The organism is Mycobacterium sp. DL440, assembly GCF_011745145.1.
In the GTDB taxonomy this organism is placed as follows: domain Bacteria; phylum Actinomycetota; class Actinomycetes; order Mycobacteriales; family Mycobacteriaceae; genus Mycobacterium.
The window spans coordinates 51,988-66,665 of record NZ_CP050191.1 but is presented as its reverse complement, the minus strand read 5'-3'; the positions used below and the strand labels follow the sequence as shown (position 1 = coordinate 66,665).

General features: G+C 66.1%; 14 protein-coding genes. 4 read left to right on the top strand and 10 right to left on the bottom strand.

Features of this window, described 5'->3' with window-relative positions:
* Positions 1-3 precede the first annotated feature (3 nt).
* From HBE63_RS00305 to HBE63_RS00280, 6 genes are all read right to left on the bottom strand, one after another.
* Positions 4-1,041 (bottom strand): MlaD family protein, encoded by a 1,038-nt coding sequence (locus tag HBE63_RS00305; protein ID WP_166902308.1) that lies wholly within the window; start codon positions 1,039-1,041, stop codon positions 4-6.
* Positions 1,034-2,089, bottom strand: a complete 1,056-nt coding sequence (locus tag HBE63_RS00300; protein ID WP_166902306.1) for an MCE family protein — start codon at positions 2,087-2,089, stop codon at positions 1,034-1,036. Before HBE63_RS00300 ends, HBE63_RS00305 begins: the two co-directional genes overlap by 8 nt.
* The gene (locus HBE63_RS00295) at positions 2,086-3,756 is read right to left on the bottom strand and encodes an MlaD family protein (protein ID WP_166902304.1); all 1,671 of its coding nucleotides are present in this window, start codon (positions 3,754-3,756) and stop codon (positions 2,086-2,088) included. Before HBE63_RS00295 ends, HBE63_RS00300 begins: the two co-directional genes overlap by 4 nt.
* Complete coding sequence (locus tag HBE63_RS00290; protein WP_166902302.1) at positions 3,757-4,614, bottom strand: ABC transporter permease; 858 nt, start codon at positions 4,612-4,614, stop codon at positions 3,757-3,759. It lies immediately after the preceding gene.
* A 1-nt stretch (position 4,615) separates the two neighbouring features.
* Positions 4,616-5,485: an ABC transporter permease gene (locus tag HBE63_RS00285; RefSeq protein ID WP_166902300.1), complete on the bottom strand. Its 870-nt coding sequence runs from the start codon at positions 5,483-5,485 to the stop codon at positions 4,616-4,618.
* Between the two features lie 566 nt (positions 5,486-6,051).
* Complete coding sequence (locus HBE63_RS00280) at positions 6,052-6,390, bottom strand: helix-turn-helix transcriptional regulator (protein ID WP_166902298.1); 339 nt, start codon at positions 6,388-6,390, stop codon at positions 6,052-6,054.
* A 101-nt stretch (positions 6,391-6,491) separates the two neighbouring features.
* Between HBE63_RS00280 and HBE63_RS00275 the strand changes: the two genes are divergently transcribed.
* Positions 6,492-7,712: an MFS transporter gene (locus tag HBE63_RS00275; protein WP_166909165.1), complete on the top strand. Its 1,221-nt coding sequence runs from the start codon at positions 6,492-6,494 to the stop codon at positions 7,710-7,712.
* A 54-nt stretch (positions 7,713-7,766) separates the two neighbouring features.
* On the top strand, positions 7,767-8,792 hold the full coding sequence (locus HBE63_RS00270) for an NAD(P)H-dependent glycerol-3-phosphate dehydrogenase (RefSeq protein WP_166902297.1): 1,026 nt from the start codon (positions 7,767-7,769) through the stop codon (positions 8,790-8,792).
* A 13-nt stretch (positions 8,793-8,805) separates the two neighbouring features.
* On the opposite strand, the gene HBE63_RS00265 is transcribed toward HBE63_RS00270, so the two are convergent.
* Entirely contained in the window at positions 8,806-9,411 is a 606-nt protein-coding gene (locus tag HBE63_RS00265) for a helix-turn-helix domain-containing protein (RefSeq protein WP_243858401.1), read from the bottom strand.
* Positions 9,412-9,525: 114 nt separating this feature from the next.
* Between HBE63_RS00265 and HBE63_RS00260 the strand changes: the two genes are divergently transcribed.
* Entirely contained in the window at positions 9,526-10,671 is a 1,146-nt protein-coding gene (locus HBE63_RS00260) for a zinc-binding dehydrogenase (protein ID WP_208301264.1), read from the top strand.
* An 18-nt stretch (positions 10,672-10,689) separates the two neighbouring features.
* Entirely contained in the window at positions 10,690-12,129 is a 1,440-nt protein-coding gene (locus HBE63_RS00255) for an APC family permease (RefSeq protein WP_243858399.1), read from the top strand.
* A 13-nt stretch (positions 12,130-12,142) separates the two neighbouring features.
* Here HBE63_RS00255 and HBE63_RS00250 read toward each other — a convergent pair whose 3' ends face one another.
* The 3 genes from HBE63_RS00250 to HBE63_RS00240 form a co-directional block, all read right to left on the bottom strand.
* Positions 12,143-12,661, bottom strand: coding sequence for a hypothetical protein (locus tag HBE63_RS00250; RefSeq protein WP_166902296.1), 519 nt, complete (start codon positions 12,659-12,661; stop codon positions 12,143-12,145).
* 52 nt (positions 12,662-12,713) lie between these two features.
* The gene (locus HBE63_RS00245; protein ID WP_243858397.1) at positions 12,714-12,998 is read right to left on the bottom strand and encodes a hypothetical protein; all 285 of its coding nucleotides are present in this window, start codon (positions 12,996-12,998) and stop codon (positions 12,714-12,716) included.
* A gap of 164 nt (positions 12,999-13,162) precedes the next feature.
* Positions 13,163-14,671: a cell wall metabolism sensor histidine kinase WalK gene (locus HBE63_RS00240; protein WP_166902292.1), complete on the bottom strand. Its 1,509-nt coding sequence runs from the start codon at positions 14,669-14,671 to the stop codon at positions 13,163-13,165.
* Positions 14,672-14,678: the final 7 nt, after the last annotated feature.

Sequence of the window (14,678 nt, the reverse complement as noted above, 5' to 3'; positions counted from 1 at the left end):
AGCTCATTTGCAGTCCTTGAGGTATTCGATCATGCCGAACTGCTTGGCACGCCCGCTGATCGCACACATCCAAGAGTCGACCAACAGACCGTTGCTGACGTTGAGGTCCGCCGCGTTGCCGGTGCCCGTGGCGTTGGCGAGCCCGCGCAGGGTCACCGGAGCGGTTTGCAGGAAACTGCGCAGCATGTCGTCATGCTGTCCCAACATGTCCGACAGCTCACGAATGTTGGTGAGCAGTGCCTCAAGTTCGGGCCGGTCGTCGATGACAATGCTGCTGAGGGTCTCGACGAGATTGGTCAAGGACGCCAGCATCGCCTGGAATGAAGCTCGGCGCATGACGAACTCGCCGACCAGATCGTTGCCCTGGTTGACGAGGCTGCCGATGGTCGACTGCTGGCGGCGCAGGGTGTTGCTGACCACCTCCGTGGTCTGCAACATCGTGCCCAGCTGATCACGCCGGGCCGAGATGATCCGCGCCAAGGTATGGGTGTTCTGCAGCGCCCGCGGCACGATCTCGGGTAGCCCGTTGAGCTGGTGCCCCAGGATGCCCAGCGACTCGGCGAACTTGTCGGAGTCGACCTGTTCAAAGGTAGTGGTGACGTCTGCCAGCGCTTCCTGCAGATCGTAGGGCACCTCGGTATGGGTGAGGTCAAAATTGCCGTTGGGTAGTGCGCCCTCACCGGCGGGCTGCAGCGAAAGGTATCGGGAACCCAAGATGGTGGTGATCTTGATGACCGCCCGCGAGTCCTTGCCCAGCGGAATGTTCTTGCGCACTTTGAGTTTGGCCTCGACATGGTCGCCGGCCAGCTTCATGCTCACCACCTCGCCCACCGGGAGCCCGGCTACGGTGATCGGGTTGCCCGGCTTGAGTGCGGCGGCCTGCAGGAATTGCGCGGTGTATTTGCGGTAGCCGATATCGGCCACCTTGACGATCAGCATCGCCCCGATCAGGGCACTGACGACCATGATCGCAATGATCCCGAGCCGGGTTCGGCTATAGCTCTCCAGCGGCCTGCGCCGCTTCTTCTGTTGCTCAACCATTGGCCATATTCCTGCATCTCGGGCTGTACGCGGCCTTGTTCCCGGGTGTTGCGGCGTCCACGATGATCGGTGTCACGTCGTTGAGCCCGGGGAAGAATCCCGTCGCATTCAGGTCGCAGGCATAGGAGTTCGCGTAGGCCCCTTCGTTGGTGATCCGGGCGAATCCCTTGAGCAACAGCGGCAGGTTCGCACCGGTGAATGCCAGCTGGGGCTCGATGCTGACCATGTGCTGGGCGAAGCCAGGTTCACGGGTGACGAGTTCGTTCAGTGAGGGGTAAACCTCGTCGGTGATGGTGGACAATTGGCGGACCACTCGCGAGATGGAGCCTATCGACTCCACCATCTCCGGCCGTCGAGCATCGAAAGTACTTACTATTCCCCGGGTTTCGGTGATGACCCGATCCAGGCTGTCGTTGTGCCTGGCCAGGTTCTGGGCCACCGTGTTGAGGTCGTTGATCACCTGACCGAGTTCCTCGTCGCGCCCGGCAAAGGAATCGGTCAACTGCGCGGTCTGATCGACGAGTGCAGCGATCGAGGCGTTGTCGCCCTGCAGCGAGGAGATCACCCCCTGGGTCAGGTTGTCGGCATCACGCGGGTTGAGCACGCTGAACAAGGGTTCGTACCCGTTGAGCAGGGTGCCCACGTCGAACGAGGGATCGGTGCGTTCGACGGGGATGACCGCACCCGCGGGAAGCACGCCCGGTTCGCCCACCTTGCCGAGCGAAAGCCCGAGATAGCGCTGGCCGACGATGTTCTGGTAGGTCACCGATGCAACAGTGGTGCCCAACAACTGCTGGTCGTTCTGCACCACGAACGACACCTTCGCCAACGGGCCGTCCAGTTCGATCTTCTCGACGCGGCCGACTCGAACCCCGGCCATGCGGACGTCGTCACCGTCGCGTAGGCCGAACACATCGGTGAACAGTGCGGCATACGGGGTGGTCTTGCCTGCGACGTCACGGCGCAGCGTGACGTACACCAGCCAAGTCAAAACCAGCGCCGCCACCATGAACAGCGACAGACCGATCATTGCTCCGCGGTATTTCATCGAGGCCCCCCGGATGGAACTAGGTCTGCCGCCTGACTGTCCGAGACCGACACCGTCGTACCCCGAGCAACCGGCCCGAGCAACAATTGGGTGGCGACACTGGCCGGCTGGCCGGTTGCCACGCTCAGCGCCGCGCGTTCCTGCGGACTACCGACCGGCCCGACGTTGCCGCCGAAGGACGCCGGCGCGGCCTCGGCAGGCAGCAGTGGGCCGGCGGGCGCTGGTGCGGGCCCTGGGGCCGATCCTGGCACCGACGCTGCAGGCGGCGAGTTGGGCGGTCGGGGTGCCACCGGCGCGACCGGCGACAGCAGCACCGGCGGGGGCGGCGTCGGCATCAGCGCGGGATTCGCGGTCCCCGGCACCGGCCCGGACGGCGGCATCCACGGCGGCAGCGGCGGATTCGGGTCGGACAGGTCAGGATTCGGGTTCACCAACGGCGGACCGACCGCGACCAGGTTTCCGTTCGGCCCCACCACGGTGCCCTGCGGGGGCACGAGATCGGCCGGCGGTTGATAGTTCTGCGGCAGCAATACGTCCGGCAGCGACGGCCGGGTCGGCACCAGTGGTGCGGTGAAGCAACTGGGCCCCTTGAGTCCGGCGTATTGCGGGCAATCGGCTCGGGTGTAGGTGTAGCTCGGCGTGAACGACAGATTCACTCGCATATTGCCGAAGTCATGATCGGGCATCCACACGTTGTCGAAGAACTTGGTGGAGAGCTGGTTGAGCTTGACGAAGGCCGGGACCCAGTTGTCTGAGGACTGGGCCAATTCCCCTACCACTGGAGTCATTTCGGAGGTGATCTTCACCAACTGGTCGGAGTGGTTGGCCAACGAGGTGTGAGTGGTGTCCGTCGTGTTGATGCCACCGTTGATCAGTGCGGTGAGCTGTGAGCGTTGCTCAACGAGTGTCTGCATCGGCTGCACGGCCTTGTGCAGTGCGTCGAGCAGATCCGGCGCGGTCTGCTGCAGGCCGCGCGTGGCGTCGACAAGTGCCGATACGGTCGTCGGGCCCGGTTCCGTCGCCACAATCGCGTCGAGCTGATCGATCAGTCGGTTCAATTGCGCTCCGCTGTTGAGCAATTCCGTTCGACGGTTCTCGGTCGCGGCGTTCACTGCGGCCAGGATGCCCACCGTCTTGTCCTCGCGACCGCGTCCGGTCGCGGCCAGCACGTCGCGCAGCTTGCTGATCGTGGTCTGGAACAGCACCGTCGGCAGTTCGGTGTCCTCGGGGATCTGGGCGCCGGCAGCGATCGCTGCGCCCGGACTCGAACCATTTGCCGGGCCGCCGGCGTGGTCGACCAGTTGCACCGACGACACCGCGAAGACGTTGCTGGGCACCACACGTGCGGTCACCGTATTCGGAATGGAGCCCGCGTATTCGGGTTTGAGGTCGATGTGGACGAAGTTGGGATCGCCGTTGGCGGCCGGGACGACATCGTCGACCATCCCGACGAGTACGCCGTGATATTTGACGTCGGACCGCTGCGGCAAACCGTCGCCGACATTGATCAGGGCGGCCACCACCGGCACCCGGGCGTCGAGACGCCCGGTCGCCTTCACCAGCAGGACCGTCGAAACCAGCGCTGCCACAACGAGAACCGCGGCACCACAGCCGAGCAGCTGTTGGTCGGACGGCCCACGCCCGTCGGTTTCCAGCGAGTTACCCATCTAGCCGCCGAACCTCGCTCCTGAATCGACCGTCCACAGCGCCATGGTGAGCAGCATGTTCACGATGACCACCACGGTGATGCTGGCCCGCATGGCATGGCCGGCGGCCACGCCCACGCCCACCGGTCCGCCCGAGGCGTAGAACCCGTAGTAGCACTGCACGGTGGAGGCGATCCACACGAAGATGACCGCCTTCAGCACCGAGTAGAGGATGTCCTGCCCGGACAGCATGAGGGTGAAGTAATGCATATAGGAACCGGTCGAGCCGCCGCTGATCAGGAACACGACCACCTGGGTGGTCAGATAGCTGACCGCCAGGCAGAGGGCATAGAGCGGGATCACCGCGACCACCGCGGACATCAGCCGCGTGGTGACCAGATACGGAATCGGACGGATCGCGATGGCATCGAGCGCGTCGATCTCCTCGGCGATGCGCATCGACCCCAGCTGTGCGGTGAACCGGCAGCCGGCCTGTGTTGCGAAGGCCAGCGAGGCGGCGATCGGCGCCAGCTCACGGGTGTTCACCAACGACGAGATGATGCCGGTGGCCGGCCCGAGCCCGAGGAGATCGAGGAAGTTGTATCCCTCGATGCCGACGAGCGCGCCCATGGTGATGCCCAGCACCACCGCCACGCCGACGGTGCCGCCACCGACCACGAGTGAGCCATTGCCCCAGGCGATGTCGGAGAGCAGCCGGACGAACTCCCCCCGGTAGTGCCGCAGCACGATCGGTACCGCTGTCAGTGCCCGGACGAAGAACACCATCATGTGCCCCAGCCGCATCACCGGCGCCGACGCCCGCTTGTACAGCCGCACCCACGGTGCGAGCAATGGTGGGACGAATGTCGAGGCCGTCATGTCACAGCCCGACCCGGGGGAACAACATGATGTAGAGCTGGCTGATAGCCACGTTGACCACCATCAGCAACAGAATCGATTCCACCACCGCCGCGTTCACGGAGTTCGCGACGCCGGTCGGGCCGCCTTTGGTGGACAGCCCCTTCTGGCACGACACGACGGCCACGATCGCGCCGAAGATCACCGCCTTCACCAGCGCCACGACCATGTCGCCGGTGGTGGCGAACGAGGCGAAGGTGGCCACGAAGCTGCCGGGGGCACCGTTCTGGAAGTAGACGTTGAACAGGAAGCTGGCCAGGAAGCCGACGAAGCACACCACCCCGGTGAGCGCGACGCCGATCATGATCGCGGCGACGAAGCGCGGCACGACCAGCCGCTGAATCACCGAGACACCCATGACCTCCATGGCATCGGTTTCCTCGCGCATGGTGCGCGAACCCAGGTCGGCGGTGATCGCCGACCCGACCGCGGCGGCCATGAGAACGGCCGCGACCAGCGACGCGGCCTGCCGAATCACGGCCAGGCCACTGGCCGCACCGGCCAGTGACGTCGCACCGACCTGCCCGGCCAGCAGGGCGAACTGAATCGAGAGGGTGACGCCGATCGGCAGGGCCACCAGCACGGTGGGGAGCACGGCCGTGCCGGCCATGAAGGCGCCCTGTCGGACGAACTCCTGCCATTGAAAGCGGCCCGTCAGAAGGTCCAGGAACAGGATCTGGATGGTGCGTACACCGAGCACGAACTGGTCCCCGACCGTGGCGAGCGACGCCAGCGGATGACGCCGGGCATAACCGGTGGCCCAGTTCTCGATGGCGTCGATTCCCCGTTGCGGCTCGACCCCATCGGCCACGCTGTCAGGCGGCGCCGTCATCCTCTCTCATTAAGCAGCAGAACGAACACAGGTCAATTCCTCCCCAGACCGAGAGATGGCCACCGCCGGCCGGATAACTCACAGTGGTTCGCACCGTAGCGTCGGCGCTCATCCCTCGTCAATGTTTTGCCGAATTATCATTCACTTATCGAGGTTGGCTCATCAATTTCCGGCAAATCCGTCGTCGCCGCCGGCACACCGCCACTTCCGCTCCGACGTACAGGTGACGGGCGTGCCGCTTCTCGTATCACCTGTAAATGCAGTGCATTCAGGCTAGAACGGGCACCCGTTAGATTTGACGCCGGCGCAAGGCTGGACTCTGATCCGGCAGGGATTCGTGCTCCACGGAGAATCTCACGACGGAATCCGCACCAGGCATGCGCGTTAACTTTGCCGATCGTGCCGAAACCGTGAAAAAAGTTGCCAGATTTGCCCGGACAGATGGAGCCCGATACCTGGCGCGCCGCTGCGCCGAAGTCTACTGACTACAGGCGATGTCAGTCGGGTTTCTCCAACATCTCGTGCGATCTCGAACCTGATGCGCCGGGCACTCCGACAACCACCGCTCAGTGGCGACCAGATTCCCGATTCGCCTGCTCCATGATCGCATCCAGCAGCCCCGGCATCGCGGCGTCCACGTCATGTGCGCGCAGCCGTTGATAGATGTGCCCCTCGCCGACCACCCGCTCGATGAGGCCGGCATCGCGCAGGATGTTGAAGTGGTGGGTGGCGGTCGACTTGTTGATGCCCTCATAGAGGGCCGCGCATTTCACCGGCTCACCGACGTCGTGTAGACGACGCACCATCTCCAGGCGGATCGGGTCCTGCAGGGCGGCCAGCAACTGAGGCAGCGCCGCAACCGGGCCGACCGGACTGCGCGCATCGACTGCCGAAGGCCCTGTCATGCGTGTCCCCCGTCACCGGAAAATAAGTTTGATGAACGTCAAACCCAGCGTAGGCTCGGCCAGGTTCGATGAACATCAAACCTACCGGACGGGGCGTGGCGATGACGCGGATCTCGGCGGATGACGCACTCGGTTGGGAAATCGAGCACGGCCAGCGCTGGGCCTACCCATTACTGCTCATCTTCAGCGGAGTGGCTCTGGGAGTCTCGGGCCTGCCCGCACCGTTGTACGGAATCTACGAAACCGCCTGGCACCTCACCCCCTTGGCCACCACGGTCATCTTCGCGGTGTACGCGCTCGCCGCCCTGGCCGCCGTCCTCGTCTCCGGCCGCATCTCCGACGTGGTCGGCCGTAAGCCCGTGCTCGTCGGCGCCCTGATCGCGATGCTCATCGGACTCGGCGTGTTCCTGGTCGCCGACAACATGGCCCTGCTCCTGCTGGCTCGCACCATCCACGGCGCGGCGATCGGCTCGATCGTGGTGGTCGCCGCCGCCGCGCTGCTCGACCTGCGCCCGCACCGCGGTGTGCGTACGGGACAACTCAGCGGCGTCGCGTTCAACATCGGCATGACCGTGGCGATCATCGGATCCGCTGTCCTCGCGCAGTACGCCCCGCACCCGCTGCGCACCCCCTACGCAGTCGTCGCGGTGATCTGCGTGCTCGTCGGTGTTGGCGTCCTGGCCCTGCGCGAAACCCACACCACCCGCTCCCCCGGCCCCATCCGGATCTCGAAACCCGCCGTGGCCAAGGAGATCCGGTCAGACTTCTGGTTCGCCGCGCTCGGCGCGATGGCGTCGTGGTCGGTGCTGGGTGTGCTGCTCTCGCTGTACCCGTCGCTGGCCGCACACCAGACCCACATCGAGAACCTGGTGTTCGGCGGCGGAGTGGTGGCCATCACCGCGTTCTCCGCAGCGATGGCTCAGTTGGCCGCGACCCGCATCCCGGCACACCGCTCCGCGATCGCCGGCGACGTGGGCATGGCGATCGCCCTGGGGCTGACGGTTCCGGTGCTGCTCACCCAGTCCTGGCCACTGGTGTTCGTCGCGGCAGCAATGCTCGGTGCGACGTTCGGGCTGGGATTCGGCGGATCGCTACGGCATCTGTCCCACGTCGTCCCAGCCGACCAGCGCGGCGAGACCATGTCCGCGTTCTATCTGCTGGCCTACACCGCGATGGCCGTCCCGACCCTGCTGGCCGGGTGGGCCGCCACCCGCTGGGATCTGGCCACCGTCTTCCCCTGGTTCGCCGCCGCGGTGTCGACGGCGTGCCTGGCCGCTGCGGCCATCGGCGCCCTGAGCCGACGCAGAACGGTCACCGGCTGAGCCAGTTCGACAACTTGCGCTCAGCAACGGCGTCTCGGCAATACTCTGATCGCCATGGCACCAGCGCAACGCGAACCCAACGTCGTCGTCCTCGGCGGAGGATCCTGGGGCACCACCGTCGCCTCCATCTGTGCTCGGCGCGGGCCGACGTTGCAGTGGGTGCGCTCGGAGGAGACCGCCAAGGACATCAACGACAACCACCGCAACTCGCGCTACCTGGGCGACGAGGTGGCACTACCCGAAAGTCTCAAGGCCACCAACGATTTCAATGAGGCGGCCAACTGCGCCGACGTGATCGTGATGGGTGTGCCGTCACACGGCTTCCGCGGGGTACTCACCGAACTGGCCCGTGAACTGCGCCCGTGGGTGCCGGTGGTCTCCCTGGTCAAGGGCCTGGAACAGGGCACCAACAAGCGGATGAGCGAGATCGTCGACGAGGTACTGCCCGGGCATCCGGCGGGCATCCTGGCCGGGCCGAACATCGCCCGCGAGGTCGCCGAAGGCTATGCCGCCGCCGCGGTGCTGGCCATGCCCGACCAGCATCTGGCCGCGAACCTGGCACAGTTGTTCCGCACCAAGCGTTTTCGCACCTACACCACCGATGACGTGGTGGGCGTGGAGATGGCCGGGGCGCTCAAGAACGTGTACGCCATCGCCGTCGGAATGGGCTACTCGCTGGGCATCGGCGAGAACACCCGCGCGATGGTGATGGCCCGCGCGGTGCGGGAGATGTCCAAACTGGGCGAGGCCATCGGCGGGCACCGCGACACCTTCGCCGGCCTGGCCGGCATGGGCGACCTCATCGTCACCTGCACCAGCCAGCGCAGCCGCAACCGCCACGTCGGCGAACAACTCGGTTCAGGCAAGTCGATCGACGAGATCATCGCATCGATGAATCAAGTCGCCGAGGGCGTCAAGGCCGCCAGCGTGATCATGGAATTCGCCGACAAGTACGGGCTCAACATGCCCATCGCCCGCGAGGTGGACGCGGTGATCAACCACGGCGCGAAAGTGGAAGACGCCTACTACGGTCTGATGATCGAAAGCCCCGGCCACGAGGTGCACGGGTCGGGGTTCTAGATCTCCGCCGGCCTCAAACCCCGCGCACTGCGGCGCGGAAATCCTCGGCCCCGACCGGCGGGGCGATGGTCCAGAGCACCTCGGCCTCGTCGCCGGTGGGGTTGTGCCAGTCATGCAGTTGGGTCGCACCGAAGGTCATGCTGTCGCCGGTGTCGAGCAAGGTGGTCTGCCCCTCGACGGTAATGCTGAGCCCGCCCTTGAGCACGTAGACGAATATTGTTGCGGCATCGAGCCGGTAGGCCCCGCCGGAGCCACCGCCCGGCCGCATGACGGTGTGCATCACCTGCACATGGTGTTCGGACTTCGGGGTCAGCAGCTCCTCGCGGACCCCGTGTCCACCCATTTCCAGCGGCGCCCCGGCCCCGCTGCGCACCACCGGCGCCGAGGGGTACTCGAACAGGTCGCCGATGCCGATCCCCAGGGCGTCGCAGATCCGGATCAAGACCGGGACCGACACATTGGTCATCCCCCGCTCGGCCAGACTCAGGAAACCCTTGGTCACCTCGGCCCGGGTGGCCACCTCGGTCAGACTCAATCCTCGCTGACCACGAAATTCCCGCAGCCGTGCCCCGGCCCGCCCCATGCCGGTCTCCGTGCCGGTCTGCTGGTCGTCCGCCACTGAAGCTTCCCCCTTCTGTTGACGCCCGCTCGTTTAGTGGTGTAAAACACGTCCATCGTTTTATGGCATTGAACCCTACATGTGGCGGTGCCCCGAAGCACAGAAAGGTACGCGGTGTCTGCACCTGCAACCGAACCCAACAGCAAGTCGACGCCGATTCAGGCCGCCGTCCTCGACGGCAGCGGAACCATCAGCATCGAGCACGTCGACCTCGCCGCCCCCGGCCCCGGTGAGGTGCAGGTCAAGATCGCCGCCGCCGGCGTGTGTCATTCCGACCTGCACGTCACCACCGGAGCCTGGGACGTCCCGGCGCCGGTGGTGCTGGGACACGAAGGATCGGGCGTGGTCACCGCGGTCGGCCACGGCGTCGACGACCTCGAACCCGGCGACCACGTGGTGCTCAGCTGGGTGCCCGGCTGCGGCGAATGCCGCGCCTGCCAGGCCGGCCGGCCGGCCCAGTGCGCGCTGGTCGCGTCGGTCGTGGCCACCGGCGGCACCCTGTACGACGGAACCACCCGGCTGTCCAACGAACGCGGCCAGATCCACCACTACCTCGGGGTGTCCTCCTTCGCCGAGCAGGTCGTGGTTCCCCGCAGCGGCGCGGTCAAGGTCCGCAAGGACGCCCCGCTGCAGGACATCGCCATCGTCGGCTGCGCCATCGCCACCGGCGTCGGCGCGGTCCGCAATACCGCCGGAGTGCAACCGGGATCGACCGTTGCGGTGATCGGCTGCGGCGGGGTGGGCCTGGCCTGTGTGCAGGGTGCCCGGCTGGCCGGCGCCTCGCGCATCGTGGCTGTCGACGTCGTCGCCGAAAAGCTCTACCTGGCAAGCAAACTCGGGGCCACCGACACCGTCGACGCCTCGGCGGTCGACGACGTCGTGGCCGCCCTGCGTGAGGTGCTGCCCGACGGATACGACTACGTCTTCGACGCCATCGGCAAGATCGCCACCACCGAGCAGGCCATCGCCGCGCTCGGCCTCGGCGGGGCCGCCGTCATCGTCGGACTGCCGCCGGCCGGCGAGCGCGCCAGCTTCGACCCGCTCGCCCTGGCCGAGGCCGATCAACGGATCCTGGGCTCCAACTACGGCTCGGCGGTGCCCGAGCGTGACATCCCCCGACTGGTCGACGAGGTCATGGCGGGCGATCTCGACCTGGCCTCGATGATCTCCGCGCGGCGGCCGCTGGCCGACGCCGCGGCCGCCCTCGACGACCTGGCCGCCGGCCACGCGTTGCGCCAACTCCTCGTCCCGAACGCCTGAGAAGAATCGAGATCCCAAGTGAGTGAAGATCTTCAGACCCGGGCCGAAATGCCGAACGGCGATGCCGGCCTGCGCCGCGGAGTGATGGGTGGCGGCGAACTCGCCGCGCAGGCCATCGCCAACATCGCGCCCAGCGCCGTCATCGCGTTCACCGCTGCCGCCATCTACACCACCGCCAGTAACGGCACCTGGATCTCGTTCGCGCTGGCCACCGTCGTCATCCTCTCGGTGGGTTACTGCATCTCACAGTTCGCCAAGCGCCGCTCGAGTGCGGGCTCGCTGTACAGCTATGCCGCGACCGCACTGGGACCGTTCGGCGCGTACCTGACCGGCGTCAGCCTGATCATCGGTTGCTTCGGTATCGCGGCAGGTTCACTGAGCGGCTCGGTTGCCTACACCGCCACGCTGCTCAACCAACTCGGCATCCCGGTCCACGGGGTGGCCGCACAGATCGTGCTGGCCGCCGTTCTCGGTGCGCTGGCCACCTTGTTCACCATCCGCGGCATCCGGCTCTCCGCACGGGTTTCCCTTGTGCTGGAACTGATTTCGGTGTCGATCATCACCCTGCTGCTGGTCTTCACCCTGGTGCACCTCGGGGCGGACGCGTTCGACGCCGACCAGTTCGACCTGAGCAGCGCCAAGCCATCGGGTATCGCGGTGGGCATGGTGCTGGCGATCCTGGGCTTCGTCGGATTCTCCAGCGCCGACGCCCTGGCCCGGGAGGCCAAAGATCCCTACCGCGCGGTGCCGCGGGCGATCATGTGGAGCGCCGCCGGCGTGGGTGTTCTGTACGTCTTCGCCGCCTACACCCAGGTCGCCGCGTTGGGATCCGACCTCGGCGAATCGGCGCAGCCGCTCAACGATCTCGCGACCCTGGTCGGCATGCCGAGCTGGTTCAACCCGATCCTCAGCTTCGGTATCGCCGCATCGTTTTTCGCCGTGGTGGTCGCGCCGATGAACGTCATCGGCCGCATCCTGTACGTGATGGGCAAGGAAGGGGTGGTGCCCTCGGCCGTCGGCCGGACCCACCCGACCCACCTCACCCCGCACCGCGCGCTGCTCTCGGTCGGCCCACTGGTGGTCGCGGTGCCGGTGCTGATGTACCTCGCCGGTACCGACCCGCTGGACGTGCTGACCTGGGTGGACACCTACGGGACCTACGGTTACATGGTGGCCTACGCCGCCGCCGCAATCGCGGCCGTCGTGTTCCTGCGCAGCATCAAGGTCCGCGTTCCGCTGGTCTGGCCCGCCGCCACGTTGGCCATCGGATCAATGGCATATGTGTTCTATGCCAACGTGTTTCCGGTTCCGGCCTACCCGCTCAACGTGATCCCGTGGCTATTCCTGGGCACGGTTGCCGCCGCGCTGGCCTGGTACTGGATTCTGAGCCGCCGGTCACCGGAAGTGATCGCGAGGATCGGCACCAGCGACATGGAGACGCTCGAGGGAATCGGCTGAGGGACAGCCGATCTCAGCCGATCTGGAAGGTGGGCTTGAAGTCCGACTCCTGCTCGCCGATGACGAAGCTGCCCGACGGGCTGATCACGAAGCCGGCCTGATTGCGCCCGTCGATGCACGACGTCGTGACACCGTCGGTACCGCAGCTCACGGTCTGATAGCTGATACGCGAGTTCGGGGGCAATGGCTTGGGATTCTCGACGACGGCGAACACCGGGGCCGGCGAACTGGCGAATCCAGGCACTCCCGGCCCGCCGCTGACCAGATTGGCTCCGTTGGGCGCGGCCGGGATCGGTCCGCTGCAGCCGTAGCTACCGTTGCGCTGAATCACGCAGGTGATGCCGTCGGAGATGCTGAACGCGTACCAGGTCTTGTCCATCACCGCGTATTCGGAGGTCTTGACCGGCGCGTACGCGTTGACGTTGGGGACCGCCGGAGCCGGTTGTTCCGGGTCGGCTGCCGCCGCTCCGGGCACGCTCATCACTGCCGCCCCCGCGGCGCTCACCAGGCCTATCACCACTCTGCTCAGCACGCCGCCACCCTAACCCGGGGCGATAGCGCGGTCCACCGCTCCGGGGGCTGCGCTACTTACCCGAGCCGCAGGCCAGGTCGACGTAGACCGTGGTGTAGCGGACCCGCTCCTCGGTGTTGCCCCGGGGCGCGGCCTTGAGCTCGGTGATGTCGCGGCCGGGACGGACCGCCTTGACGTTGCAGTCGTTGATCGAACCGCTGCCGACCCGCGACAGGATGACGCGGTAGCCCTCGTCCTCCAATTGCTTGATCGTCTGCTGCGCCGACCCCGTGCCGCTCGGTGCCGCGGCGGCAGGACCGGCCAGCGCCAACGCGCCCACCGCCATCCCGGTCGCCATGGAAGCGACGGCAACATTTTTCCAGATGTTCATCATTGAATTACCTGGCCTTTCTCTTGCTGAGGTAGTTCCAGCCTAAGGAGCGATTCAGCCAGGGTCCATCAACTCATGTTGAACACATACGAATTAGTGCATACGGCCCGGCGGTCAAAGAATGTTCAGGCCTAATTCATATTTTTTGCATGCGCGGCAACCGTCTCCGGGGCGACCTCACCGGCGAGCGGGATCCGCACGGTAAACACCGTACGACCAGGCCTTGAAGCGACTGCGACGGTTCCGTGGTGCGCCTCGACGATCGAGGCCACGATAGCCAGCCCCAACCCGGTACTACCCAATTCCCGCGACCGCGATTTATCGGCCCTGACGAATCTGCCAAAAAGATTCGGCAACAATTCGGCATCAATTCCCGGACCGTCATCGGCCACCGTCAATTCGGCGAATTCACCGACCTCGGTCAATGCAATTGTGACGGTCACGCCGGGCGGCGTGTGTATCCGGGCATTCGTCAACAGATTGCTGACCATCTGGTGCAGCCGGGCCAGGTCCCCGCGTACCCACAGCGGATCGTCGGGCAGCTCGGCCACCCAGTGATGTTCGGGCGCGCCCACCGCCACATCATTGATCGCATCCACCGCCAGATCGCTCAGGTCGATGTCGTCGGTCTCCAGTTCCTGCCCCTCGCTCAACCGCGACAACAGCAGCAGGTCGCTGACCAGCCCGGTCATCCGCCGCGCCTCGGCCTCGATGCGGGCCAACGCGTATTCGGTGGTCGGCGGAAGGTTCGCGCTGTCCTGCCGGGTGAGCTCGGCATACCCCTGGATCGCTGCCAGCGGAGTGCGCAGCTCATGGCTGGCATCGGTGAGGAACTGTCGGGTGCGCCGGTCGGAGTCGGCCAGCGCGGCCAGCGCGCTGTCGACGTTGGCCAGCAGCTGGTTGAGGGTCTCCCCCACCAGGCCGACCTCGGTGTCCGGATCAGTGTCCTTGTCCCGCACCCGGGTCGTGATGCGGTGATCGCCACCGTCCAATGGCAACTTGGCCACCTTGGCCGCGGTGGCCGCCACCCGGCTCAACGGCCGCAGCGCGTAGCGCACCACCGCCACCGTGCCCAATGCGGTGACGATCAGGGCGATGACGATCATCACCCCGACGGTCACCGTCTTGCGGGCGATCACCAAGTTCGCGCTGTCCAGCGACACCCCCGAGACCAGCACGTCACCGTTGCCCGCGGGCTGACTGGCCAATCGATAGGAGCCCAGCACCGGAAGCTTCACCGTGCGGGGATGCTCGTCGGTCCAGGCGTACTGGTCGAGTGCGCGGGTCACCGTCGCCGGCGCCGGGTGCGGCTCACCGTCGGAGAACACCGCTGACTGGACCACCTCGCCGTCGTGCAGCACCGCGATCAGATTGCCCGGAGCCTGCCCGACGAACGCCGTCAGCGCATCGGTGTCTGACGCCAAGTCGTGGTCGTTCCGACTCTCCCGCCACTTCTCAAGGGAATGGCTGAACGCCGCCAACGACCGCGACACCTCGGTGTCGCTCATCGTCGTCACATACGTGTGCAGGCTGTACACCGACAACGCACCGACCGCGAACAGCACCACCGTGACGAGCGCACTGACACCTAGCACCAATTGCCGGCGCAGCGAGCGCGGCCCCCAACGCCTGGGCGGCATCAGCGAG